24 protein-coding genes and 2 pseudogenes are annotated in these 23,095 nt (G+C 70.2%); 18 read left to right on the forward strand and 8 right to left on the reverse strand.

The window, feature by feature from the left end; all coding sequences use genetic code 11:
- Window positions 1-183: 183 nt before the first annotated feature.
- Window positions 184-357 (reverse strand): hypothetical protein, encoded by a 174-nt coding sequence (locus EBH09_RS37980; protein WP_189231859.1) that lies wholly within the window; start codon window positions 355-357, stop codon window positions 184-186.
- Between the two features lie 414 nt (window positions 358-771).
- Between EBH09_RS37980 and EBH09_RS27675 the strand changes: the two genes are divergently transcribed.
- The 4 genes from EBH09_RS27675 (at window position 772) to EBH09_RS27690 (ending at window position 4,343) form a co-directional block, all read left to right on the forward strand.
- Window positions 772-1,425 carry a response regulator transcription factor gene (locus EBH09_RS27675; protein WP_121749667.1) on the forward strand — a complete coding sequence of 218 codons (654 nt, stop codon included), beginning with the start codon at window positions 772-774 and terminating at the stop codon, window positions 1,423-1,425.
- A gap of 6 nt (window positions 1,426-1,431) precedes the next feature.
- A complete protein-coding gene (locus EBH09_RS27680; protein ID WP_121749668.1) occupies window positions 1,432-2,676 on the forward strand; it encodes a HAMP domain-containing sensor histidine kinase in 1,245 nt (414 codons plus the stop codon).
- 406 nt (window positions 2,677-3,082) lie between these two features.
- A complete protein-coding gene (locus EBH09_RS27685) occupies window positions 3,083-3,379 on the forward strand; it encodes a DUF4193 domain-containing protein (protein ID WP_003993510.1) in 297 nt (98 codons plus the stop codon).
- Between the two features lie 13 nt (window positions 3,380-3,392).
- The gene (locus EBH09_RS27690; RefSeq protein ID WP_121749669.1) at window positions 3,393-4,343 is read left to right on the forward strand and encodes a hypothetical protein; all 951 of its coding nucleotides are present in this window, start codon (window positions 3,393-3,395) and stop codon (window positions 4,341-4,343) included.
- A gap of 12 nt (window positions 4,344-4,355) precedes the next feature.
- On the opposite strand, the gene EBH09_RS27695 is transcribed toward EBH09_RS27690, so the two are convergent.
- On the reverse strand, window positions 4,356-4,817 hold the full coding sequence (locus EBH09_RS27695; RefSeq protein ID WP_121749670.1) for a DUF3093 domain-containing protein: 462 nt from the start codon (window positions 4,815-4,817) through the stop codon (window positions 4,356-4,358).
- 57 nt (window positions 4,818-4,874) lie between these two features.
- Between EBH09_RS27695 and EBH09_RS27700 the strand changes: the two genes are divergently transcribed.
- From EBH09_RS27700 to EBH09_RS27735, 8 genes and pseudogenes are all read left to right on the forward strand, one after another.
- Complete coding sequence (locus tag EBH09_RS27700) at window positions 4,875-5,459, forward strand: PaaI family thioesterase (RefSeq protein WP_121749671.1); 585 nt, start codon at window positions 4,875-4,877, stop codon at window positions 5,457-5,459.
- Window positions 5,456-6,034 carry a dUTP diphosphatase gene (gene dut / locus EBH09_RS27705; RefSeq protein WP_121749672.1) on the forward strand — a complete coding sequence of 193 codons (579 nt, stop codon included), beginning with the start codon at window positions 5,456-5,458 and terminating at the stop codon, window positions 6,032-6,034. Before EBH09_RS27700 ends, dut begins: the two co-directional genes overlap by 4 nt.
- 1 nt (window position 6,035) lies before the next feature.
- A complete protein-coding gene (locus EBH09_RS27710) occupies window positions 6,036-6,788 on the forward strand; it encodes a DUF3710 domain-containing protein (protein ID WP_121749673.1) in 753 nt (250 codons plus the stop codon).
- 218 nt (window positions 6,789-7,006) lie between these two features.
- Window positions 7,007-7,685, forward strand: a pseudogene (locus EBH09_RS27715) (ATP-binding cassette domain-containing protein).
- 124 nt (window positions 7,686-7,809) lie between these two features.
- Window positions 7,810-10,359 carry a sensor histidine kinase KdpD gene (locus EBH09_RS27720; RefSeq protein WP_121749674.1) on the forward strand — a complete coding sequence of 850 codons (2,550 nt, stop codon included), beginning with the start codon at window positions 7,810-7,812 and terminating at the stop codon, window positions 10,357-10,359.
- A complete protein-coding gene (locus tag EBH09_RS27725; protein ID WP_121749675.1) occupies window positions 10,356-11,039 on the forward strand; it encodes a response regulator in 684 nt (227 codons plus the stop codon). The genes EBH09_RS27720 and EBH09_RS27725 overlap by 4 nt, the downstream gene beginning before the upstream one ends.
- A gap of 115 nt (window positions 11,040-11,154) precedes the next feature.
- Entirely contained in the window at window positions 11,155-11,553 is a 399-nt protein-coding gene (locus tag EBH09_RS27730; protein WP_073731801.1) for an OB-fold nucleic acid binding domain-containing protein, read from the forward strand.
- A 3-nt stretch (window positions 11,554-11,556) separates the two neighbouring features.
- A complete protein-coding gene (locus tag EBH09_RS27735; protein ID WP_121749676.1) occupies window positions 11,557-12,360 on the forward strand; it encodes a DUF3159 domain-containing protein in 804 nt (267 codons plus the stop codon).
- A gap of 167 nt (window positions 12,361-12,527) precedes the next feature.
- Here the strand turns inward: EBH09_RS27735 and EBH09_RS27740 are convergent, their stop codons facing one another.
- Window positions 12,528-13,205: a TrkA family potassium uptake protein gene (locus EBH09_RS27740; RefSeq protein ID WP_121749677.1), complete on the reverse strand. Its 678-nt coding sequence runs from the start codon at window positions 13,203-13,205 to the stop codon at window positions 12,528-12,530.
- Window positions 13,205-13,876, reverse strand: coding sequence for a TrkA family potassium uptake protein (locus EBH09_RS27745; RefSeq protein ID WP_121749678.1), 672 nt, complete (start codon window positions 13,874-13,876; stop codon window positions 13,205-13,207). Before EBH09_RS27745 ends, EBH09_RS27740 begins: the two co-directional genes overlap by 1 nt.
- A gap of 550 nt (window positions 13,877-14,426) precedes the next feature.
- Between EBH09_RS27745 and EBH09_RS27750 the strand changes: the two genes are divergently transcribed.
- The 5 genes and pseudogenes from EBH09_RS27750 to EBH09_RS39245 form a co-directional block, all read left to right on the forward strand.
- Window positions 14,427-16,490: an APC family permease gene (locus EBH09_RS27750; RefSeq protein WP_121749679.1), complete on the forward strand. Its 2,064-nt coding sequence runs from the start codon at window positions 14,427-14,429 to the stop codon at window positions 16,488-16,490.
- Window positions 16,491-16,567: 77 nt separating this feature from the next.
- Entirely contained in the window at window positions 16,568-17,920 is a 1,353-nt protein-coding gene (locus EBH09_RS27755) for a class I SAM-dependent RNA methyltransferase (protein WP_121749680.1), read from the forward strand.
- Between the two features lie 280 nt (window positions 17,921-18,200).
- Entirely contained in the window at window positions 18,201-18,395 is a 195-nt protein-coding gene (locus EBH09_RS27760; RefSeq protein WP_121749681.1) for a ribbon-helix-helix protein, CopG family, read from the forward strand.
- On the forward strand, window positions 18,392-18,784 hold the full coding sequence (locus tag EBH09_RS27765) for a type II toxin-antitoxin system death-on-curing family toxin (protein ID WP_121749682.1): 393 nt from the start codon (window positions 18,392-18,394) through the stop codon (window positions 18,782-18,784). Before EBH09_RS27760 ends, EBH09_RS27765 begins: the two co-directional genes overlap by 4 nt.
- 123 nt (window positions 18,785-18,907) lie before the next feature.
- A pseudogene (locus EBH09_RS39245) lies at window positions 18,908-19,033 on the forward strand (acetyltransferase); the annotation flags it as partial.
- Here EBH09_RS39245 and EBH09_RS27775 read toward each other — a convergent pair.
- Complete coding sequence (locus tag EBH09_RS27775) at window positions 19,009-19,851, reverse strand: NAD(P)H-binding protein (protein WP_121749683.1); 843 nt, start codon at window positions 19,849-19,851, stop codon at window positions 19,009-19,011. The pseudogene EBH09_RS39245 and the gene EBH09_RS27775 overlap by 25 nt on opposite strands.
- On the reverse strand, window positions 19,851-20,294 hold the full coding sequence (locus tag EBH09_RS27780; RefSeq protein ID WP_193776568.1) for a nuclear transport factor 2 family protein: 444 nt from the start codon (window positions 20,292-20,294) through the stop codon (window positions 19,851-19,853). Before EBH09_RS27780 ends, EBH09_RS27775 begins: the two co-directional genes overlap by 1 nt.
- A gap of 126 nt (window positions 20,295-20,420) precedes the next feature.
- On the opposite strand from EBH09_RS27780, the gene EBH09_RS27785 reads away from it, so the two are divergent.
- Complete coding sequence (locus tag EBH09_RS27785) at window positions 20,421-21,248, forward strand: helix-turn-helix transcriptional regulator (RefSeq protein WP_121749684.1); 828 nt, start codon at window positions 20,421-20,423, stop codon at window positions 21,246-21,248.
- Between the two features lie 832 nt (window positions 21,249-22,080).
- Here the strand turns inward: EBH09_RS27785 and EBH09_RS39985 are convergent.
- Both EBH09_RS39985 and EBH09_RS27795 read right to left on the reverse strand, forming a co-directional pair.
- Window positions 22,081-22,371 carry an aldo/keto reductase gene (locus EBH09_RS39985; protein ID WP_345940974.1) on the reverse strand — a complete coding sequence of 97 codons (291 nt, stop codon included), beginning with the start codon at window positions 22,369-22,371 and terminating at the stop codon, window positions 22,081-22,083.
- On the reverse strand, window positions 22,368-23,060 hold the full coding sequence (locus EBH09_RS27795) for an SDR family oxidoreductase (protein WP_121749685.1): 693 nt from the start codon (window positions 23,058-23,060) through the stop codon (window positions 22,368-22,370). The genes EBH09_RS39985 and EBH09_RS27795 overlap by 4 nt, the downstream gene beginning before the upstream one ends.
- Window positions 23,061-23,095 lie beyond the last annotated feature (35 nt).

The following is a 23,095-nucleotide window of genomic DNA, read 5'->3' on the forward strand; positions in this document are numbered from 1 at the left end:
CCGGCACCCACGCCCCGCCCGCCCACCGCCGGACGCAACCTGCCGGACCCCGGCCCCGTCCGGTTTCCGTCCCGCCGGGGCGGACCCTCGCCCGGCGACCACACCCGCTCACCGCCGGACGGCAACCCGCACGACAGGGCCCCGGCGCTGGATCCCGCCGGGGCCTTGTCGATCACGGGCCGGTCAGACGCCGGTCGCGCCGACCTCCACACCGTGCTCAGCAGCGAGACGGCGCAGGTCGTCGAGCTCTCCCAGCTCCACCTCGACGAGGAACTCGTCCCCCTCGTCGCGGGCCCGGGACAGATCGGACTCGGTCGTCTGTATGCGCTGCAGAAGTCCTGCGGTGAAAGCGTCCATGCTGCGCCCCCTCGTCCTGGGTCGTGGGTCGGTGGCACGGGGGTGTGCCGTTCGGAAGGGACGATCACGTCTCCGGTGGAGTGCCCAGCGCAGCCCTGCCGGGCGGCGACGGTGCCGGACACCCACGCCCGCTCTGCGGAAGCGGACCGCGGCATACCGCGCGGTAACGCGGTACAGGCAGAGCGTGATCGCGGGATGTAAAGCCGTCCTCCCCCCGCTCCCTTCCGCGGAAACCTCAACCCCGCGAGAAAATCTCGCATTCCCGGTTGCCCACCGGCCTCCCTCCCGCCCCTCACCCGTCTTACAGCCGACTTATGGCCGAAAAGGGCAGGATGGAGGCAACACCATCCACCAGCCCCTGCCCTCGTGCGTCCGAGAAGCGCTACGCGGGTGGACACAGGAAGGACAAGCGACGTGCGCGTACTCGTCGTCGAGGACGAGCAACTGCTCGCCGATGCGGTGGCCACCGGACTGCGCCGGGAGGCCATGGCCGTCGACGTCGTGTACGACGGTGCGGCCGCCCTGGAACGCATCGGCGTGAACGACTACGACGTGGTCGTCCTCGACCGCGACCTCCCCGTCGTGCACGGCGACGACGTGTGCCGCAAGATCGTCGAGCTGGGCATGCCCACGCGCGTGCTGATGCTCACGGCCTCCGGCGACGTCAGCGACCGGGTCGAGGGCCTGGAGATCGGCGCCGACGACTACCTGCCCAAGCCGTTCGCGTTCAGCGAGCTCATCGCGCGCGTGCGCGCCCTGGGGCGGCGTACCAGCGTGCCCCTGCCGCCCGTCCTGGAGCGGGCCGGCATCAAGCTCGACCCGAACCGCCGGGAGGTCTTCCGGGACGGCAAGGAGGTGCAGCTCGCGCCCAAGGAGTTCGCCGTGCTGGAGGTGCTCATGCGCAGCGAGGGCGCGGTCGTCTCCGCGGAGCAACTGCTGGAGAAGGCCTGGGACGAGAACACCGACCCGTTCACCAACGTCGTGCGCGTGACCGTGATGACCCTGCGCCGCAAACTGGGCGAGCCGCCCGTCATCGTCACCGTCCCCGGCTCCGGCTACCGGATCTGATCGCCCGTGGCGACGACACCCGCGCCCCCCGGGGCGCCACCGAAGCCCACCTGGGACCCGCGCTCGGCCACTCCGCTGCCATGGCTGCGGCCCACCATCCGGATAAGGCTGACGCTGCTGTACGGCGGCATGTTCCTGATCGCCGGCATCCTGCTGCTGTCGATCATCTACCTGCTGGCCGCCCAGGCGGTACGAACCGGCAACCAGCCGCTCTACAAGATCGTCAACTTCCAGGACCTGGAGGTCGCGAGCAGCGACTGCCCCGGGGTCACCAACGGCAACCTGTCGCTGTCGCAGTTCAACGCCGCGATCAGCGACTGCATCGACCACCAGCGCCAGGTCGCCCTGGACCGGCTGCTCAGCCGCTCGCTGCTGGCCCTGCTCGGCCTCGCCGTGATCGCCTTCGCCTTCGGGTACGCCATGGCCGGACGCGTCCTGTCGCCGCTGGGCCGGATCACCCGCACCGCGCGCGCGGTGGCGGGCTCCGACCTCTCCCGGCGGATCGAGCTGGACGGCCCGGACGACGAGCTGAAGGAACTGGCGGACACCTTTGACGACATGCTGGAGCGGCTGCAACGGGCCTTCACCGCCCAGCAGCGCTTCGTCGGCAACGCCTCCCACGAGTTGCGCACACCACTGGCGATCAACCGCACCCTCCTGGAAGTGCACCTCTCCGATCCGAACGCCCCGGTGGAGCTGCAACAGCTCGGCAAGACACTGCTGGCCACCAACGAACGCAGCGAGCAACTCGTCGAGGGCCTGCTGCTGCTCGCCCGCAGCGACAACCAGATCGTCGAGCGCAAACCGGTGGACCTCGCCGAGGTGGCCGGACAGGCCATCGACCAGGTGCGTGCCGAGGCCGAGACCAAGGGCGTGGAGATCCGCGGTACGCGCGAGCCCGCCGTGGTCCAGGGCAACGGCGTCCTGTTGGAGCGGATCGCCCTGAACCTCCTGCAGAACGCCGTGCGCTACAACGTGGCGGAGCAGGGCTGGGTGGAGGTCACCACCGCGGTCGAGAACGGCCAGGCGGTCCTGGTGGTCACCAACACGGGCCCGGTCGTGCCGGCGTACGAGATCGACAACCTTTTCGAGCCGTTCCGGCGGCTGCGCACCGAGCGCACGGGCAGCGACAAGGGAGTCGGCCTCGGCCTGTCCATCGCGCGGTCGGTGGCCCGGGCGCACGGCGGACACATCTACGCACAGCCGCGCGAGGGCGGAGGGCTCGTGATGCGGGTGACGCTGCCCGTCTGAGATCATGGCCCCGACATCTCACCGAGACCCGAGGATGTTCGCTTTGAGCGGAATTTCCAGGCCACCGGCCCTGGAGTCGCCTGTGTGATCGATCACAGCGGAGGCTTTGCCGCTATCTACTCTCCGTGATCATGCACCCTGTCGGAAAGCCGGGAAAATCCTGGTTTTCAGCGGTCCTGATCACGGGAAGTACACGGTGAGACGCCTTTGAAGTGCGGTATTCGGACCGTGTACGGTCCCCTTCGCCATCCAAGCCGACCACTCATGAGGGGTCCGGTTGGGTGTCGATTGAGTAACAGACCTTGATGTGAGGCAAAATCTCCGCCTCGGGTCGGGCACAAGTCCGGCCTCTCACGCGTTACGTGCGCTGGAGACACCCGCAGACACCCAGAGGGGGAGAGCGACCATGGCAACCGATTACGACACTCCACGCAAGACCGACGACGATGTCGACTCGGACAGCCTCGAAGAGCTGAAGGCGAGGCGGAACGACAAGTCCGCCTCGGCCGTCGACGTCGACGAGTTCGAGGCCGCGGAAGGCCTCGAACTTCCCGGCGCCGACCTCTCGAACGAGGAACTGGCCGTCCGTGTACTTCCGAAGCAGCAGGACGAGTTCACCTGCATGAGCTGCTTCCTGGTGCACCACCGCAGCCAGCTGGCCCGGGAGAAGAACGGCCAGCCGATCTGCCGCGACTGCGACTGAGGCGGGGTCGGCCGTGACTGGCTCGACCCCTCCCTGGAAGCGCCGCTTCTCCAGGCGGGAAGCGGACCAAGGACCGTCTGACGGTCCCTACGGCGCGCGTGACGACGAGCGGGGCCCGACCGATACGGGGACGGCCTCGCTCGACTCAGTGGCCGACCGGGGTGACCTCCCGGCGACCGCCAGGACCTCGGCACCCGCTGCCCGGCGACGGGCAGCGGCGTTCCGGCACAAGGCCGGACAAGGGGTGCGCAACGGCGGTCAGCGCGCCAGGGCCGCCCTGGCGCACCTGGCCGACCGGATCATCGAGCTGGCGCCGCGCGTGCCCGTACGGGACCTGGCGACGCTCCGCAGGCAGTTCCCCGGTCTCGGACCCGAGGAGCTCGCCGACCGGTTGGTGGCGGGCGCCGCCAAGGGCACCGCGACCGTCGGAGCGGGTATCGGCGCGGCCGCGATGATGCCCGTACCGCCCGCGATGCCCGCGGAACTGGCCGCCGAGATCACCGGCGTCGCGGCGATCGAACTCAAGATGATCGCCGAACTCCACGAGGTCTACGGCGTACGACCGCCCGGCGGCCTCGCCCAGCGCAGCACCGCGTATCTGAACTCCTGGTCGGACGAGCGCGGCGTCGACGTGTCCAAGCCGTCGACGCTCGGTTCGGCCATGAACAGCCACATGAAGCGCCAGCTCCGTCAGCAGATCATGAAGCGGATGGTGCGCGACCTGCCGAACCTGATGCCGTTCATGGTGGGCGCGGCCGTGGGCGCAGTCATGAACCGCCGCGACACCAGAAAGCTGGCCGACAGGATCCGGACGGACCTGCGCGGGAAGCAGGTGCCGTGGAGCGCCCTCGACGAACTCCCGGCGCTGGAGGGACCGCGGGACGCGCTGGACATGGGCGCCCTCACGAAGGTACTCGGCCCGAAAGGGCTCGGCGGCCGCCTCGGAGGTGACGGCGGGCACTGAACCCGCCGGGTGCTAGGCCGCAGCCTTCGCCGCCGTCAGGGCCTCCACCAGCCGCTCCGGCTCGCGGGTCGACAGGTAAAGGTACGGAGTCGGGTCCTCCGGATCTGTGACCAGTACGCGCACGGCCCTCGGGATGTAGGCGCGCAGCAGCAGGAAGGCGCGGGTGTCGGCCTTGTAGGTGCGCCAGGCGCGGGCCTCCTCCGGATCGAGGATCTCCGCCTCGCCCAAGGCCGAGACCGGCACCTTCGCCTCGCCCGCGATCAGCGAGCCGCCCACGACGCGGATGCGGACCGCGCCGTACGAACTGGCCGCCACCGCCGCCACCGCCGTCCCGCCGGCCAGGCCGCCCAGCATCGGCAGCGTGCCGAAGGGGAGCAGGATCAGGGCGAACGAAAGCCCCACCAGGAAGGAGACCAGCCACCAGGAGCGCGGCGCGGTGAGGCGTTCTTCGTACGGGGCGGTGGAGAGCTGCATGAACCAAGCTTGGCACGGTAGCGGTGTTCGGCCGACGCGCGGGTAAGGTCTGCGCCTGTGAGTGGTACTTCCCCAGGTCTTCAGCCCCCCGCCGGCGCCGTGAAACCCGTACGGCACCCCGACGCGCCCGCCCCCGGCGAACTGCTCGGCGCGCACTACGGCCAGTGTTTCGGCTGCGGTGGCGACCAGCCCCACGGACTGCACCTCCAGGCGCGGGCGGGTGAAGGCGTGTCGATCACCGCCGAGTTCACCGTGCAGCCCGCCCACCAGGGCGCCCCCGGCCTGGCGCACGGCGGCGTGCTGGCCACCGCCCTGGACGAGACCCTCGGTTCGCTGAACTGGCTGCTGCGCACGATCGCGGTGACCGGACGGCTGGAGACGGACTTCCTGCGGCCCGTGCCCGTCGGCACGACGCTGCACCTGGAGGCCGAGGTGACCGCCGTGGCCGGCCGGAAGATCTACTCCACCGCCACCGGACGGATCGGCGGCCCCGACGGGCCCGTGGCCGTCCGTGCCGACGCGCTGTTCATCGAGGTCAAGATCGATCACTTCGTCGACCACGGCCGCGAGGAGGAGATCCGCGCCGCCATGGACGACCCGGACCAGGTCCGCCGCACGCGCGCCTTCGAGGTGAACCCGTGACCCTCCCCAGCTCCGGGCACCGGGAGCAGAGGCCGGAACTCGACGTCCTGATCCGCCGCGTCGACCCCGACGTACCGCTCCCGACGTACGCGCAGCCCGGCGACGCGGGCGCCGATCTGCGCACCGTCGTCGACTGCGAACTGAAGCCCGGCGAACGCGCCGTACTGCCCACCGGCGTGTCTGTGGCGCTCCCGGAGGGGTACGCGGCCTTCGTGCACCCACGTTCCGGGCTGGCCGCCCGCTGCGGTGTCGCCCTCGTGAATGCCCCGGGGACGATTGATGCCGGGTACCGTGGGGAGATCAAGGTGATCGTGGTGAATCTCGACCCGTGCGAGACCGTGCGGTTCGAGCGCTTCGACCGGATTGCCCAACTGGTCGTCCAGCAGGTCGAGAGGGTCCGCTTCCGCCAGGTCGCGGAGCTTCCCGACTCGGTGCGGGCCGGAGGGGGCTTCGGGTCCACCGGCGGCCACGCCGGAACGGACCGTGCAAGCGGCACAAGCGGTCAGGTCGCCGAGGGCGGCCCGACGGGTGGGAATCGATACGCTTCGGTCGTATCCGACCGGGAAGGACAGTGACGTGTTCGGACGTCGCAAGAAGAGGGATGCCGCCGAGGACGCGGCCGGCGAGACCGAGCAGGTCGTCGACAGCGTCGACACCGAGGCGGACGAAGAGCCCGAGCGCGTGCGGCTCGAGCCCGAACCGCGGCCCGACGGGCCCTGGGACAGCACCGAGGTCCGCGACCCGGCCGAGGGCCGGGTGGACCTGGGCGGCCTGTTCGTACCCGGAGTCGAGGGCATGGAACTGCGCGTGGAGGTCGCGGGCGACGCGATCGTCGCCGCGACCGTCGTGCTGCGCGACAGCGCCATCCAGCTGCAGGGTTTCGCAGCGCCCAAGCGCGAGGGCATCTGGGGCGAGGTGCGCGAGGAGATCGGCTCCGGCATCACCCAGAAGGGCGGCATCATCGACGAGGTCGAGGGCCCGCTGGGCTGGGAGCTGCGTGCCCAGGTCCCGGTGCAGCTGCCGGACGGCACGGGCGGCTTCCAGGTCGTACGGTTCGTCGGTGTGGACGGCCCCCGCTGGTTCCTGCGCGGAGTGATCTCGGGTCAGGGCGCGGTGCAGCCGCAGGCCGCCGGTCTGCTGGAGCAGATCTTCCGGGACACGGTCGTGGTCCGCGGCGACGGCCCGATGGCCCCCCGTGACCCGATCGTGCTCAAGCTGCCGAACGACGCGCAGATGGTCCCCGAGGGCGTCCAGCAGGAGGAGGGCTCCCGCTTCGCCGGCGGTATGGGCCAGCTCCAGCGCGGACCGGAGATCACCGAGGTCCGGTAGGTAAAGTCTCCGTACGGTTTTCCGTACGCGCGTGAAGGGCCGCGCCCCGCTCGGGGCGCGGCCCTTCCGTCATCCCCGGCACGCTGGAGGACGGAGGGGGTCCCGGAGGAGCCTGCCCTACGGGCCGGGAGCCCACCCATGTCCGACGATCCGGCCCGGACCGTTGAACGGCACAGGGTCCGCTCGCGATACCGGCGCCCGGTTTCCGGCGGGGGCACCTGAGCCAGGTGGTCACCGAGACCATTGGTGCGCGTCGAGGGCGCGCGGAAGTCGTACGGCCACTGCGCCGCCGCCGTGCACGCCCTGCGCGGCGTCTCCTTCGAAGTGCCGCGTGGGCCGCCCTCAAGGGGCGGTCCGGGTCCGGGATGCCCCGCTGCTCGACACCGTCGGCGGTCTCGGCGTACCCGACGCCGGACGGGTCGAGGTCGACGGCCGCGTCCTGGCCGAGCCGGACGAGGGCGGGCTGCTCGCCCTGCGCCGGGACCGCGTCGGCTTCGTCTTCCAGTCCTTCGGGCTCCTCACCGATCCCACGGCCGCCGAGAACGTGGGCTTACCGATGCGGCTGCGCAGGACCGCACCGCGCGAGCGCGAGGAGCGCGTCGAGCTGCCGATCTCGCTGGTCGGCCTCGCCGGCCACACCGCCCGGCGGCCCGGCGAGCTGTCCGGCGGCCGGCAGCAGCGGTCGCCGTCGCCTTCGCCGACAGCCCCGCCCTGCTCGTGGCCGACGAGCCCACCCGTCAGTTGGACGCGGAGACGGGCCACGCCGTGACGGAGTTGCCGCGGGCGGTCGTACGCAGTGAGTGGGTCACCGCCCTCGCCGCCACCCACGACGCCACACTGCTGGACGTCGCCGACCGGGTGCTGGAGCTGCGGGACGGGGAGATGACCGGGCCCTGACGGCCGCGGACGTCAGAGTTCCGTCAAGGAGCACCCGCATCCCGTACCCCGCCCCGATTTGTCGGGATTGCTCGCCGTAAGGTCGACGCTGCGCGATCAGCGTTGACCGGAAGACAATGAGGCCATGGGACGCGGCAAGCTTCGGATCTACCTCGGCGCGGCGCCGGGCGTCGGCAAGACGTACGCGATGCTGTCCGAGGCGCACCGCCGCACGGAGCGGGGCACCGACTGCGTCGTGGCCTTCGTGGAGCACCACGGCAGGTCGCGCACCGAGGTTCTGCTGCACGGCCTGGAGCAGGTGCCGCGAAGGGAGCTGGAGCACCGCGGCGCGCTCTTCACGGAGCTGGACCTGGACGCGGTGCTGGCCCGGGCCCCCAGAGTGGCCCTGGTCGACGAGCTGGCCCACACCAACGTCCCCGGTGCCCGCAACGCCAAGCGGTGGCAGGACGTCGAGGAACTGCTGGCCGCCGGTGTCGACGTGGTCTCGACCGTCAACATCCAGCACCTGGAGTCACTCGGCGACGTCGTCGAGTCGATCACCGGGGTGAGACAGCAGGAGACCGTGCCGGACGAGATGGTGCGGCGCGCGGACCAGATCGAACTGGTCGACATGTCACCGCAGGCACTGCGGCGGCGCATGGCCCACGGCAACATCTACCAGCCGGACAAGGTCGACGCGGCCCTGTCCAACTACTTCCGCCCCGGCAACCTCACCGCCCTGCGCGAGCTCGCGCTGCTGTGGGTGGCGGACCGGGTCGACGAGTACCTGCAGCAGTACCGCAGCGAACACCGCGTGTCGAAGATCTGGGGCTCGCGCGAGCGCATCGTGGTCGGCCTGACCGGCGGCCCCGAGGGCAGGACGCTGATACGGCGGGCCGCGCGCCTCGCGGAGAAGGGCGCCGGCGGCGAGGTGCTGGCCGTGTACATAGCCCGCAGCGACGGGCTGACCTCGGCCTCCCCGAAGGAACTGGCGGTGCAGCGCACCCTGGTGGAGGACCTCGGCGGAACCTTCCACCACGTGCTCGGCGAGGACATACCGGCCGCCCTGCTCGACTTCGCGCGCGGCGTCAACGCCACCCAGATCATCCTCGGATCCTCACGCCGCAAGGCCTGGCAGTACGTCTTCGGCCCCGGCGTAGGCGCCACGGTCGCCCGCGAGTCCGGCCCCGACCTGGACGTCCACATCGTGACCCACGACGAGGTCGCCAAGGGCCGCGGACTGCCGGTGGCCAGAGGGGCGCGGCTCGGCCGCTCCCGGATCGTCTGGGGCTGGTTCGCGGGCCTCGGCGGGCCGGTGCTGCTGACGCTGCTGCTGAACGCCGTCCACCTCGGGCTCGCCAACGACGTCCTGCTCTACCTGGCGCTGACCGTGGCCGCCGCCCTGCTGGGCGGGCTGTACCCGGCGCTCGCCTCGGCGGCGGTCGGATCCCTCCTGCTGAACTGGTTCTTCACGCCCCCGGTCCACCGGATCACCATCGCCGATCCCAGGAACATACTCGCGCTCGCCATATTCGTGGGCGTCGCGCTGTCCGTCGCCTCGGTCGTCGACGTCGCGGCCCGGCGCACCCACCAGGCCGCCCGGCTGCGCGCCGAGTCCGAGATCCTCTCCTTCCTCGCGGGCAACGTCCTGCGCGGCGAGACCAGCCTGGAGGCCCTCCTGGAACGGGTCCGCGAGACCTTCGGAATGGAGTCGGCCGCCCTGCTGGAGCGGGAGGGCGACGTGACGCCCTGGACCTGCGCCGGCCGGGCCGGGGCGGGACCGCCGGTCGAACGCCCCGAGGACGCGGACGTGGACATGCCGGTCGGGGACCACATGGCGCTCGCGCTGACCGGCCGTGTCCTGCCCGCCGAGGACCGCCGGGTGCTGGCCGCCTTCGCCGCCCAGGCCGCCGTCGTCCTGGACCGGCGGCGCCTGCGCGAGGAGGCCGACCTGGCCCGCGCGCTCGCCGAGGGCAACCGCATCCGCACGGCGCTGCTCGCCGCCGTCAGCCACGATCTCCGTACCCCGCTCGCCGGGATCAAGGCGGCGGTCACGAGCCTGCGGTCCGACGACGTGGCGTGGTCCGAGGCGGACGAGGCGGAACTCCTGGAGGGCATCGAGGAGGGCGCCGACCGCCTCGACCACCTCGTCGGCAACCTGCTCGACATGTCCCGCCTCCAGACCGGTACGGTCACGCCGCTGATCCGCGAGATCGACGTCGACGAGGTGGTCCCGATGGCGCTCGGCGGGGTGCCCGAGGGGAGCGCCGAACTCGACATCCCCGAGACGCTGCCCATGGTCGCCGTCGACGCCGGGCTCCTGGAGCGGTCGATGGCCAACCTGGTGGAGAACGCCGTCAAGTACAGCCCCGCCGGCCGCACCGTCCTGGTCGCCGCCAGCGCCCTCGCGGACCGCGTCGAAGTGCGGGTCGTCGACCGGGGGCCGGGGGTGCCGGACGAGGCCAAGGACCGGATCTTCGAGCCCTTCCAGCGCTACGGCGACGCCCCGCGTGGCTCCGGTGTGGGGCTCGGCCTGGCCGTGGCACGGGGCTTCGCCGAGGCGATGGGCGGCACCCTGAACGCCGAGGACACCCCCGGTGGCGGTCTCACCATGGTGCTCACCCTCCGCGCGGCGGGCTCCCCCGGTCCCGCGGCAGCGCACTCCGCGACAGCAGAAAGGCAGGCCGCCCGATGACCCGGGTGCTCGTGATCGACGACGAACCGCAGATCGTGCGTGCCCTCGTGATCAACCTCAAGGCCCGGCACTACGAGGTCGACGCCGCCCACGACGGTGCCACCGCCCTCCAGCTCGCCGCGGCCCGCCACCCCGACGTCGTGGTGCTGGACCTGGGCCTGCCCGACATGGACGGCGTCGAGGTGATCAGAGGGCTGCGCGGCTGGACCCGGGTGCCGATCCTGGTGCTGTCCGCCCGGCACTCCTCCGACGAGAAGGTCGAGGCGCTCGACGCGGGCGCCGACGACTACGTCACCAAGCCCTTCGGCATGGACGAACTGCTGGCCCGGCTGCGCGCCGCCGTCCGCCGGGCCGAGCCGGTCCCGGGCGGCGAGGACGACGTGGTCGTGGACACCGCGGAGTTCACCGTCGACCTGGCCGCGAAGAAGGTGAACCGGGGCGGGAAGGACGTACGGCTCACCCCCACCGAGTGGCATCTGCTGGAGGTGCTGGTGCGCAACACCGGACGCCTGGTCAGCCAGAAGCAGCTGTTGCAGGAGGTGTGGGGGCCGTCGTACGGGACGGAGACGAACTACCTGCGGGTCTACATGGCGCAGCTGCGCCGCAAGCTGGAGGCGGACCCGGCGCACCCGAGGCACTTCATCACGGAGCCCGGCATGGGGTACCGCTTCGAGAAGTGAGACGGCAGGCGAGCGGGAAGGTGCGCGAGGTGACCGAGGCGAGCCGAAAGTGAGCCTCGCGATACCGCTCGGGAGAGGGTGTCTGGCTGTCGGTGCGCCCCGGTACGCTTCAGATATGAGTGCTGCTCCGCGTTCCGACAAGCCGGTGGGCCGGTTCCGGCGCATGTTCGACCGGCTCTCCTCGTCGCAGGAGGACCTGGAGTCCGAGGAACTGCGCGAGGACGCCGACACCGCCGGCTGCACCCGTATCTGCGACTGTCAGGACCGGCAGATCGTGTCGGTTACTGGTACCTTGCGCACGGTCACCCTGCGACCGCGTGCGGGCGTCCCGGCCCTGGAGGCCGAGCTGTTCGACGGTTCCGCCGCCCTGGATGTGGTGTGGCTGGGCAGACGCTCCATCGTGGGCATAGAGCCGGGGCGCAAGCTCATCGCATCGGGCCGGATCTCGATGAGCCGGGGCCGCCGGGTGCTCTTCAACCCGAAATACGAACTGAGACCCCTCGGACGGGAGTAGCCGGTGACGTCGCTCGACAAGCCGACCGAAGACACTCAGGACACGGAAGCCGACGACGCCCGGGCGGTGACGGAGGCCGCGTTGTTCGAGGCGTTCGGCGGCGTGCGGGGCATGGTCGAGACGGTGCTGCCGGGCCTGCTCTTCGTCACCATCTTCACGCTCAACAACGACCTGCACATGTCCGCGATCGCGGCGCTCGCCGTGTCGCTGGTGCTGGTCGTGGTCCGGCTGGCGAGGAAAGACACCGTCAAGCACGCCTTCGGCGGGGTCTTCGGCGTCGCCTTCGGCGTGGTCTTCGCGATGATGACCGACAACGCCAAGAACTTCTATCTGCCGGGCATGCTCTACACCCTGGGCCTGGCCATGGCGTACATCGTCACCTCGCTGGCCGGGGTGCCGCTGATCGGCCTGATCCTCGGCCCGGTCTTCAAGGAGAACCTCTCCTGGCGCACCCGCAACCCGGGCCGCAAGAAGGCGTACACCAAGGCCAGCTACGCCTGGGGCCTGATCCTGCTCGGCAAGAGCGCCATCCTCTTCCCGCTGTACTGGTGGGCGGACACCGAGCAGCTCGGCTGGGTCCTGGTCACGCTGAAGATCCCGCCGTTCCTGCTCGCCGTATGGCTGACCTGGGTGTTCCTGGCGAAGGCGCCGGCCCCCATCGACGTGTTCGCGGAGATGGAGGCGGCGGAGAAGGCCGAGGACGAGAGGGCGGAGCGCGCGAAGGCCGAGCGCGAGGCCCGGGAGGGCGAAGCCGTGGAGTCGTCCGCCGCGGACTCCGCACGCGGCGGCAGGCACCGCAAGGACTGACGGCTTACGCCGGTGGGGGCGCCCGGAGATCTCCGGGCGCCCCCACCGGCGTAAGCGGGTCCTGCGGCGTCGTAAGCGGGTCCTGCGGCGTCGTAAGCGGGTCCTCGCGCTTCGCACGCGGGACGGATCCCGCGTTTCGTGGTACGCGGACGGATCCCGCGTCGGCTTCAGCGCGCGGCGTCGGTCCGCCGCGCCGACAGCAGGTCCTCCAGCTGCTCCTCGCGGGCCTGAGCCGCCACGAACAGCAGCTCGTCGCCCGCCTCCAGCGAGTCCTCCCGGGAGGGTGTCAGCACCCGGGTGCCGCGGATGATCGTGACCAGCGAGGTGTCCTCGGGCCACTCCACGTCACCGACCTGGATGCCGGCCAGCGCCGACTCCTCCGGCAGCGTCAGCTCGACCAGGTTGGCGTCGCCGTGGCTGAAGCGCAGCAGCCGGACCAGGTCGCCGACGCTCACCGCCTCCTCCACCAGGGCCGACATCAGCCGCGGGGTGGAGACGGCGACGTCCACGCCCCAGGACTCGTTGAACAACCACTCGTTCTTCGGGTTGTTCACCCGGGCGACGACGCGCGGAACGCCGTACTCCGTCTTGGCCAGCAGGGAGACGACCAGGTTGACCTTGTCGTCGCCCGTGGCGGCGATGACGACGTTGCAGCGCTGGAGGGCCGCCTCGTCCAGGGACGTGATCTCGCACGCGTCGGCCAGCAGCCACTCCGCCATCGGGACGCGCTCGACCGAGATGGCGGTCGGCGCCTTGTCGATGAGCAGAACCTCGTGGCCGTTCTCCAGCAGCTCGCCCGCGATCGAGCGGCCGACCGCGCCGGCTCCGGCAATGGCGACCCTCATCAGTGACCGCCCTCCTCTTCGGGACCCTTGGCGAACGACGCCTCGACCTTGTGGACCTCGTCGGCGCGCATCATCACGTGCACCAGGTCACCCTCCTGCAACACCGTCTGCGAGGTCGGCAGGATGGCCTCCCCGAGCCGGGTGAGGAACGCCACCCGCACACCGGTCTCCTCCTGGAGCCGGCTGATCTTGTGGCCGACCCAGGACGCCGAGGTGTGCACCTCGGCGAGCTGGACGCCGCCGGTGGGGTCGCGCCACAGCGGCTCGGCGCCCGAGGGGAGCAGCCGGCGCAGCATCTGGTCGGCCGTCCAGCGGACGGTGGCGACCGTGGGGATGCCCAGGCGCTGGTAGACCTCGGCGCGGCGGGGGTCGTAGATACGGGCGGCGACGTTCTCCACGCCGAACATCTCGCGGGCCACGCGGGCGGCGATGATGTTCGAGTTGTCACCGCTGGAGACCGCGGCGAAGGCGCCGGCCTCCTCGACGCCCGCCTCGCGCAGGGTGTCCTGGTCGAAACCGATACCGGTGACCCTGCGGCCGCCGAACGTGGAACCGAGGCGACGGAAGGCGGTGGGGTCCTGGTCGATCACGGCGACCGTGTGCCCTTGCTGCTCCAGGGTCTGCGCGAGGGCCGAGCCCACGCGCCCGCAGCCCATGATGACGATGTGCATCGCCTCACACCCCGCTTTCCGCGGGCCCGCCGGCCTCTGTGGATGTCCTGCTCATGTCTCTCTTTCGGCTCGCCTGGCGACACGTCGCGGCCAGTGTGCGGGCCGCAGGGGAACATCATGCCGGTGAGCACCGACGCTGACGCCTCTCGGGGCCCCGGGAAGCCGGATTCCCCGTCCGGGAAGCCGGGTCCCCCTGTCCGCACCCAACGTATCGGCAAGCCTCCAGGGCCCGCAGCGGCCGTCTCACCCCCCGGCCGACGTCCCCCGCCGGCCGATGCTGCGGATGCTGGCGAGAGCCAGGATTCCGAGGCCGACGAGCGTGGCGGCGCCGCCGATCAGTTCTGGGCTCAGGTGCATGGGACCTCCAGGGGCGGCAACGGCCGGGAAGCGAACGGCAATCGGACGGTGCTTGTCATATAGGCATGCCAACCTCGCGGCCTGCGGAATCCGCAGCCGCACCTTTCCCCGAATTCACCCGTAGAGCAGACGGCGGGCCGATCGGGGGTGGCGGGTGGGCGGGCGCCCGTTCGAACGCTTACGATCCTCTGTTGTGTCCAAACTGACCGACGTGCCCAAGCGGATCCTGATCGGGCGCGCACTGCGCAGTGACCGGCTGGGGGAAACGCTCCTGCCGAAGCGCATCGCCCTCCCCGTCTTCGCCTCCGACCCGCTCTCCTCGGTGGCGTACGCGCCCGGCGAGGTGCTGCTGGTCCTGTCCATCGCGGGCGTGTCGGCGTACCACTTCAGTCCTTGGATCGCGGTCGCGGTCGTCGTGCTGATGTTCACGGTGGTCGCCTCCTACCGGCAGAACGTGCACGCGTACCCGAGCGGCGGCGGCGACTACGAGGTCGCCAACACCAACCTCGGGCCCAAGGCCGGCCTGACGGTGGCGAGCGCGCTGCTGGTGGACTACGTCCTGACCGTCGCCGTCTCCATCTCCTCCGGCATCGAGAACCTCGGCTCCGCGATCCCCTTCGTCGTCGAGCACAAGGTCCTCTGCGCGGTCGCCGTGATCCTGCTGCTGACGCTGATGAACCTGCGCGGGGTCAGGGAGTCGGGCACCCTGTTCGCGATTCCGACCTACGTCTTCGTCGCGGGCGTCTTCATCATGATCGCGTGGGGAGCCTTCCGCGGCCTGGTGCTCGACGACACCATGCGCGCCCCGACGGCGGACTACGAGATCAAACCGGAACACGGCGGCCTGGCCGGCTTCGCCCTGGTCTTCCTCCTCCTGCGCGCCTTCTCCTCCGGCTGCGCCGCCCTCACCGGCGTCGAGGCCATCTCCAACGGCGTCCCGGCCTTCCGCAAGCCCAAGTCGAAGAACGCGGGCAACACGCTCGCGCTGATGGGACTGCTCGCCGTCACCATGTTCTGCGGCATCATCGCGCTGGCCGCCGCGACCGACGTCCGCATGTCGGAGAACCCGGCCACCGACCTCTTCCACAACGGCGTCGCGCTCGGCTCGGACTACGTCCAGCACCCGGTGATCTCGCAGGTCGCCGAGGCGGTCTTCGGCGAGGGCAGCCTGCTCTTCATCGTCCTGGCCGCCGCCACCGCGCTGGTCCTCTTCCTCGCCGCGAACACCGCGTACAACGGCTTCCCGCTGCTCGGCTCGATCCTCGCGCAGGACCGCTACCTGCCGCGCCAGCTGCACACCCGCGGCGACCGCCTGGCCTTCTCGAACGGCATCGTGCTGCTCGCCGGCGCGGCGACGCTCCTGGTCTTCATCTACGGCGCCGACTCGACCCGCCTCATCCAGCTCTACATCGTCGGCGTCTTCGTGTCCTTCACGCTCAGCCAGATCGGCATGGTCCGCCACTGGAACCGCCACCTGGCCACCGAACGGGACCAGGCCAAGCGCCGCCGCATGCACCGCTCCCGTGCGATCAACGCCTTCGGCGCCTTCTTCACCGGACTCGTGCTGGTCGTCGTACTGGCCACGAAGTTCACGCACGGCGCCTGGGTCGCCCTGCTCGGCATGTGCATCTTCTTCGCCACGATGACGGCGATCCGCAAGCACTACGACCGCGTAGCCGAGGAGATCGCCGCCCCCGAGGACCCCGACGAGGCGCAGCCCGACGACATGGTGCGCCCCTCCCGTGTCCACTCGGTCGTCCTGATCTCCAAGATCCACCGCCCCACCCTGCGCGCCCTCGCCTACGCCAAGCTCATGCGCTCCGACACCCTGGAGGCGCTCAGCGTCAACGTCGACCCGGCGGAGACCAAGGCGCTGCGCGACGAGTGGGAGCGGCGCGGCATCGCCGTACCGCTGAAGGTGCTGGACTCGCCGTACCGGGAGATCACCCGCCCGGTCATCGAGTACGTCAAGAGTCTGCGCAAGGAGTCCCCGCGCGACGCGGTCTCGGTCATCATCCCCGAGTACGTCGTCGGCCACTGGTACGAGCACCTGCTCCACAACCAGAGCGCCCTGCGCCTCAAGGGGCGGCTGTTGTTCACCCCCGGGGTCATGGTCACCTCCGTCCCCTACCAGCTTCAGTCCTCCGAGGCCGCCAAGCGTCGGGCCCGCAAGCGGCAGGACTGGAACGCGCCCGGCGCGGTCCGGCGCGGTCCGGCCCAGCACGACCGGGCGAAGGAGTCCTCCTCGTCGACGTAGACTGGACGGCTGTTGTCCTTTGACGTTCGTCTGCCGGCGTCCGTCTCTCGTCGTCCGTTCTCTGGAGTCACCCCGCCATGCAGGCAGAACCGAAGAAATCGCAGGCGGAGTCCCAGGCGGTCTCGCTGGTGGGCCAGGAGTACGAGATCGAGATCGGCCCCGTCGCCCACGGCGGCCACTGCATCGCCCGTACGTCCGAGGGACAGGTGCTGTTCGTCCGGCACACGCTGCCCGGCGAGCGCGTCGTGGCCCGGGTCACGGAGGGCGAGGAGGGTGCCCGCTTCCTCCGGGCGGACGCGGTCGAGATCCTGGACGCCTCCAAGGACCGCATCGAGGCACCGTGCCCCTTCGCCGGCCCCGGCCGCTGCGGCGGCTGCGACTGGCAGCACGCCAAGCCGGGGGCCCAGCGCCGCCTGAAGGGCGAGGTCGTCACCGAGCAGCTCAAGCGCCTGGCGGGCCTCACGCCCGAGGAGGCCGGCTGGGACGGCACGGTGATGCCGGCCGAGGGCGACAAGCTGCCCGCCGGCCAGGTCCCGTCGTGGCGCACGCGCGTGCAGTACGCCGTGGACGCCGAGGGCAACGCGGGCCTGCGCAAGCACCGTTCGCACGAGGTCGAACCGATCGACCACTGCATGATCGCCGCCGAGGGCGTCAGCGAGCTGGGCATCGAGCAGCGCGACTGGATCGGCATGGAGTCGGTCGAGGCGATCGCGGCGAGCGGCTCGCAGGACCGCCAGGTCATCCTGACCCCCCGGCCGGGCGCCAGGCTCCCCATCGTCGAGCTGGACCGCCCGGTCTCCGTCATGCGGGTGGACGAGAAGGACGGCGGCGTCCACCGCGTCCACGGCCGCCCCTTCGTCCGCGAGCGCGCGGACGACCGCACCCACCGGGTGAGCAGCGGCGGCTTCTGGCAGGTCCACCCCAAGGCCGCCGACACCCTCGTCCTCGCGGTCATGCAGGGTCTGCTTCCCCGCAAGGGCGACATGGCCCTCGACCTCTACTGCGGCGTGGGCCTCTTCGCGGGCGCCCTGGCCGACCGCGTCGGCGACAAGGGCGCGGTCCTCGGAGTCGAGTCCGGCAAGCGCGCCGTCGAGGACGCCCGGCACAACCTCGCCGCCTTCGACCGCGTCCGCATCGAACAGGGCAAGGTCGAGGCGGTCCTGCCGCGCACCGGCATCGACGAGGTCGACCTCATCGTCCTCGACCCGCCGCGCGCGGGAGCGGGGCGGAAGACGGTCGAGCACCTGTCGTCGCTGGGAGCGCGGAGGATCGCGTACGTGGCGTGCGATCCCGCTGCGCTGGCCCGGGATCTGGGGTACTTCCGGGACGGGGGGTATCGGGTGCGGACGTTGCGGGTGTTTGATCTGTTTCCGATGACGCATCATGTGGAGTGCGTGGCGATTCTGGAGCCTGCGGGAAAGGGCGCCTGACCTGCGATTTCGTCGTCCGGGCGGGTTGCTCGACCTGTTTCCCTCCGGGCGGCGTCCAATTGGGCGGATCAATCCTCGCGAGCTCTCTGACCTGCGAGTTCGTGAGGAATGCGCTGCGCCAGGGCGACGTCTCAGATGTCTCTTAGAGGATTCTTGACGCTCGGACGACGCTCATATTGGCGTCTCTGCCGCGCCTTCGCGTCAGCGGTGCCAGCGACTGCTTGGTTCCGCGCTCGCGGAGCCGAGAGCGCCGTTGATACCTTCCTGGTATCATTTTCGCATGGCGATGACACTCCGACTTCCCGACGACCTTGACGCGAAGCTCACCGAGCGGGCTCGCCGGGAGGGCCGCAGCAAGCAGGAACTCGCTATTGAGGCCATCCGTGACGCCCAGAACCGGGCCGAGCTGAAGGTCGATGACGTCCTGGTCGAGCTCATGGACAGTGATGCGGAGATTTTGGACTATCTGAAGTGACCGACGTGCGCTACATCCAGATCGACGAAATCCTGGCCATCGCCCGTACGGTCAACGGTACGGAGCACAGCGTGCGTGACATGGGCCTTCTGGTGTCGGCGATCGAACGGCCCCGGACGAGCGTGTTCGGTGCCGAGCTGTATCCCACGCTGCACGAGAAGGCGGCGGCACTGCTGCACTCCGTTGCCCGCAATCACGCACTGATCGACGGCAACAAGCGCACCGCCTGGCTGGCCATGCGCGTTTTCCTGCGGTTCAACGGCGTCAGTGCCGGTACGGTCCCACCGCCCGTCTCCATTGCCGGCCCGTTCGTCGAGGACGTCGCGCAGGACAACGTCGATGTACCGGTCATCGCCAAGCGCCTGGCGGCCTGGTTCCCTGTTCTCTGAAATTCGACGACGTGAGGGCAGGGCACGCGCGCGCCCTGCCCTCACGCGCGGTCCGGCCTGCTCAGGTCAAGCCGGAATGGCGCGCTGCCTGCTGGAAGGCGTGGCTCCCGAGGCTCCTGCCTCAACGCGGCGACGGGGGACACCTGAGTCGACGCCCACCTCTTGCCGGTCCCCGCCCCGTCGCTCGACGCGTTGACGGCGACCTCGCCGGACGGGTTCAGGCACTACTGCGTCCACTCGTACGCGTGATCAGAGACGAATTCGGCAAAGGGGCGCGGCGGACGGCCGGTCAGTTCGAGCACCGCAGTGCTGACCTGGTCTTCGCGTCCCTCCCTGATTCCGCGCTCGACGGCGGCAAGGGCGTCAGCGAACTCCGTCGGCATTCCGGAGGCACGGTAGGCGGCAGCCTGTTCCTCCTCCGTAATACGCGCCACCCGAACTTGTCTGCCGGTCTGCGCGGTGATGATCTGCGCGGCCTGTGGGTAGCTCATCCCGTGCGGCCCGGTGATCAAGTAGTCGCTTCGAGCGTCCACCTCCAGGTCGGCCAACAGCGCGGCAGCACTGGCCGCGATGTCCCGCGCATCGACCCACCCCAGCTCGCCGTCACCGGCTGCGGTGCGGATCTCACCGAGTCGATGGATACGCTCGGCCAGTGGGTGCGGGCGCAGGAAGTTCTGCATGAAGCCAGACGCGCGGAGTACGACACCTCCGGGCTGAGCCTGAACCTGAGCGGCCATCTCCACAGCGCTGGGCGCGTTCGGCAGCACAATGGCGGAGCCGAGCATCACGAGGCGCCGGATACCGGCACGCTGCGCTTGGCGCAGGAAGGGCTCGACCAGCGGCAGCGGGTCCACACTCTCCACCGGCGGAAGCAGGAAGACCCGGTCCATCCCGTCGAGCGCAGGTCCATACGTGGTCGGGTCGTTCCAGTCGAAGCGGATCGCATCAGGATCGGCTGCGGCCGGGTTCCGGCTGGCGACCCGAGCCTGCACATCAGCGTTGCGGAGCACTTGCACCAGCGTCTTGCCGGTCTTGCCGGTCCCTCCGGTCACGAGTACTCCGGACATCAGGCGTCCTTCCTTTCAAGCGAGTCGATCAGCCCGGCGAGACCCCCGGCAGCGGCGGCGGCCGACAGCGGGCTCCAGTAATCCCGAAACAGAGCGATCAGCCCGTCGCGGACCGTGAGAACCACGATGTAGTCCAGGCGGTAGGGCTGGGAGGTGGCCACGGTGCGGCCGGTGGCCGTCCACTCCACCACGACGGTGTCCGTTTGATCAGTGGGCCGCACGATGAGCGCGGCCACCTCCTTCATGTCCGTCAGCTCCGGATAGTGAGCGAGGTAGGCGCGTACCTCCTCACGTCCGCGTAGAACGCGAGGGGAGCTCCCGGCTGCGAAAGGGAATTCCGCAATTCCGTCAGGCGCCCACAGATCTGCCACGGCATTCATGTCTTTGGCCAGCATCAGGTCGATCATGCGGCGAAAAGTTTCATCAGGTGTGCTGGACACCATTTCTCCTCGTAGTCAACAAACCGACCAGACCACCATGCACAGCAGATTTGTGGGCGTGGAACAGACAGCTAAGCCCCGGACCAACAGTGCGAGGCTTAGCTGTCCCTCCTGTGACAGCATGGAGGAGTGAGCAGCCAGGAACTCGCAGACTTTCTCCGCCGCCGCCGCGAGGACCTGCGACCAGAAGATGTGCCGGCCGAAGCGACGCTTCCACCAAGCCGGCGCGCCCGTCGCACACCTGGACTGCGCCGCGAAGAGGTAGCCGCCCTGGCACAGGTGTCGGTGAGCTACTACGAACGACTGGAACAGGCACGGGCACCCAGGCCCTCACCGCAGGTGCTGTCTGCACTGGCGACGGCTCTTCAGCTCACTGAAGCAGAGCGTGACCATCTGGCCCGCCTGGCCGGCCAGGTGCTGCCGGCAGAGAACGACGGCACGCCAGAGTACGTACCCAAGGATGCCCAACAGCTACTCGGCAGACTTGACGGCATCCCTGCCTACATCGTCAACCACCGGCAAGACATCGTCGCCTGGAACGCAGCAGCCGCAGCTCTGATCACAGACTTCTCTCGTCTCACACCTGACGAGCGCAACCTCACGCGCATATCGACGAGATTCCGTGACACCCTCTGCACCGGTGCGCCCGGTTCGGAGTCCGATTTCTCTCAGCAGGCAGCCGCTCAATTGCGCGCAGCCAGCGTTCGGTACCCCACAGATAACGTGCTCGCAGAGCTAATCAACGAGTTCGCAACCCGCGATCCAGATTTTGCGAGCAGCTGGTGTAACCACGCTGTGCGCCCCATGCCCAGCATGCGGAAAAACCTGCGCCACCCCACACTGGGCGAGCTGGAAATCGACCGCCACACCCTCAGCCTGCCCGGCTCAGGTTTCTCCTTGGTGATGTATACGGCAGAAGCCGGCAGTCCCAGCGCCGCCGCACTGAAGAGTCTCTGACCGCCGCCGCTACGGAAGCCACCGCGTCCGCCGACGTCGGGTCGCGCGGGTAGGAACGTAGCCTCGGGACGGAGAATATCGGCGACCAGGTCGGGCACGTCGCCCGCCATCGCCTTCTGCGTCGGTAGCACGGCGAGCCGGACGCGGCCCGCGTCACCGGTCAGCCGCGCGCTCGCGGCCCGGGTGGAGCCGCCCGGTCGCCGCCGCGGTAGCTGCCGGTGGGGGCGTCGACCTGGACACGCCGGGAACGCGGGAGAGCGCGCCGGGCAGCAGGCCGGCGCCCGCCAGCAGGAACTCCCCGGCCCGGTGCCCGTCACCAGGCAGGCAGACCACGGAACCGCCGCCGGGGACGGCTGGGACGACACACCGCCCGTCGCCTGGCTCGGCCGTGCAGCCGCCGGGGGCGGCCTGGTGGTTCCGGGACCTTGATCTCTCGTCAAAGACCGGTCCTGCCCGGCAGGAGCTCGGGTCCCAGCTTTCATGTCCTCAGCCCGCCGACAGGGGCCCCACTCAGCAGTTCGCGAGCCATGAGCTCTCCAGCAGACCGAGGTCCCTGTTGGTCGCTGGAGACACGAACGGCTCATGAGATGGCGTACCTCGAGCACTTCTGTCAGAGCGCCGCGTGCTCCGCGCAGGTCCGACCTGCAGTCGCATGTGGAGTGTGTGGGCGATTCTGGAGCCCGCAGCAAAGGGCCTCTGACCTGCCACCGGCCCGACCGGGGCGGTGACGCGGTCGGCGGCGCCTCCCTGGAGGCGGTCCAGGGAGGCGGCGATCCCCTCGTGAGGCATGCCGAGCGGCACCGCTCTGACCTCGGTCAGGCGGGTGTACTGCTCATCGGTCAGCTGGACCGGTGTGACGCCCGCCCAGGTGGTCCGACTCGCCGAACTGGTAGCCGTCCGCGCTGTCGAGAAAGGTGCCGCCCGCCTCGGCGGACCGGTCGAGAATCCGGCGTGTCTCGTCCGGCTCGGCGCCTGCGCCCCAGCCGGTGCCGAAGTACGCGGTGCCGAGCGCGTACTCGGAGACGCGGAGTCCGGTCCGGCGGCCGAAGAGCGTGTAACGCGTGAGAGGTCCCTGCGAGAGGGGTTGGAGGCGGTCGCACCGGGGCGGAGGGGCGAGCGTCAGTCCGCGTTCGGCTGGGGTGCCGCTGACAGGCTCTGCTTGACGTACCGGCTGGTCTCGTCGGCGAGGATTTCGGGCAGGCCGGTCTCGATGCCGGACAGGGCCTGGGCCGCGACGTCGTCGGCGGCGACCTTCTGATCGGCGGGCACGTCGGCGGCCATGTCGGTGTCCATGTAGCCGACGTGCAGCGCCGAGACGGCGATACCGCGGGGCGCCAGTTCGTCGCGGGTCGCACCGGTCAGCGCCCAGGCGGCGGCCTTGGACGCGGCGTAGGAGCCGAGTCCTGCCGGGTGGAACCAGGACAGGGCGGAAAGGACGTTGAGTACGGCGCCGCCGCCGTTGCCCTCGATGACGGGGGCGAAGGATCGGGTCGCGGCGAGCGGGCCGTAGAAGTTGGTCTCCATCTCCCGGCGCACCTCAGCAGCGTCGCCACCGATCAGCGTCGCGCCGGTGGAGATGCCCGCGTTGTTGATCAGCAGTGTCGCGTCGGACGCCACGCGCGCGGCCTCTCGTATCGACGCCTCGTCCGTGACGTCCAGCCGCAGCGGGATGACGCCCGGCACGTCGACCGTCTCGGGTCGTCGGGCCGCGCCGTACACCTTCGCGCCGCGCTCGACGAGCTGGGCGGCCAGGTGCCGTCCGAGACCCCGGTTGGCGCCGGTGACGACCGCGACCGCGTTCTTCAGTTCCATGTTCGCTCCTGATCGTGACGGGCGCCTTCGGCCAC

Origin of the sequence: Streptomyces sp. E2N166 (assembly GCF_003671715.1) — a bacterium.
GTDB classification, from domain to species: Bacteria; Actinomycetota; Actinomycetes; order Streptomycetales; family Streptomycetaceae; genus Streptomyces; species Streptomyces thinghirensis.

What these genes read in the sequence shown, in the direction of transcription:
- EBH09_RS37980 (WP_189231859.1), bottom strand. Translation starts at nt 357, where the DNA reads ATGGACGCTTTCACCGCAGGACTTCTGCAGCGCATACAGACGACCGAG.
- EBH09_RS27685 (WP_003993510.1), top strand. Translation starts at nt 3,083, where the DNA reads ATGGCAACCGATTACGACACTCCACGCAAGACCGACGACGATGTCGAC.
- EBH09_RS27695 (WP_121749670.1), bottom strand. Translation starts at nt 4,817, where the DNA reads ATGCAGCTCTCCACCGCCCCGTACGAAGAACGCCTCACCGCGCCGCGC.
- EBH09_RS27720 (WP_121749674.1), top strand. Translation starts at nt 7,810, where the DNA reads ATGGGACGCGGCAAGCTTCGGATCTACCTCGGCGCGGCGCCGGGCGTC.
- EBH09_RS27725 (WP_121749675.1), top strand. Translation starts at nt 10,356, where the DNA reads ATGACCCGGGTGCTCGTGATCGACGACGAACCGCAGATCGTGCGTGCC.
- EBH09_RS27730 (WP_073731801.1), top strand. Translation starts at nt 11,155, where the DNA reads ATGAGTGCTGCTCCGCGTTCCGACAAGCCGGTGGGCCGGTTCCGGCGC.
- EBH09_RS27740 (WP_121749677.1), bottom strand. Translation starts at nt 13,205, where the DNA reads ATGAGGGTCGCCATTGCCGGAGCCGGCGCGGTCGGCCGCTCGATCGCG.
- EBH09_RS27745 (WP_121749678.1), bottom strand. Translation starts at nt 13,876, where the DNA reads ATGCACATCGTCATCATGGGCTGCGGGCGCGTGGGCTCGGCCCTCGCG.
- EBH09_RS27755 (WP_121749680.1), top strand. Translation starts at nt 16,568, where the DNA reads ATGCAGGCAGAACCGAAGAAATCGCAGGCGGAGTCCCAGGCGGTCTCG.
- EBH09_RS27760 (WP_121749681.1), top strand. Translation starts at nt 18,201, where the DNA reads ATGGCGATGACACTCCGACTTCCCGACGACCTTGACGCGAAGCTCACC.
- EBH09_RS27775 (WP_121749683.1), bottom strand. Translation starts at nt 19,851, where the DNA reads ATGTCCGGAGTACTCGTGACCGGAGGGACCGGCAAGACCGGCAAGACG.
- EBH09_RS27780 (WP_193776568.1), bottom strand. Translation starts at nt 20,294, where the DNA reads ATGGTGTCCAGCACACCTGATGAAACTTTTCGCCGCATGATCGACCTG.
- EBH09_RS27795 (WP_121749685.1), bottom strand. Translation starts at nt 23,060, where the DNA reads ATGGAACTGAAGAACGCGGTCGCGGTCGTCACCGGCGCCAACCGGGGT.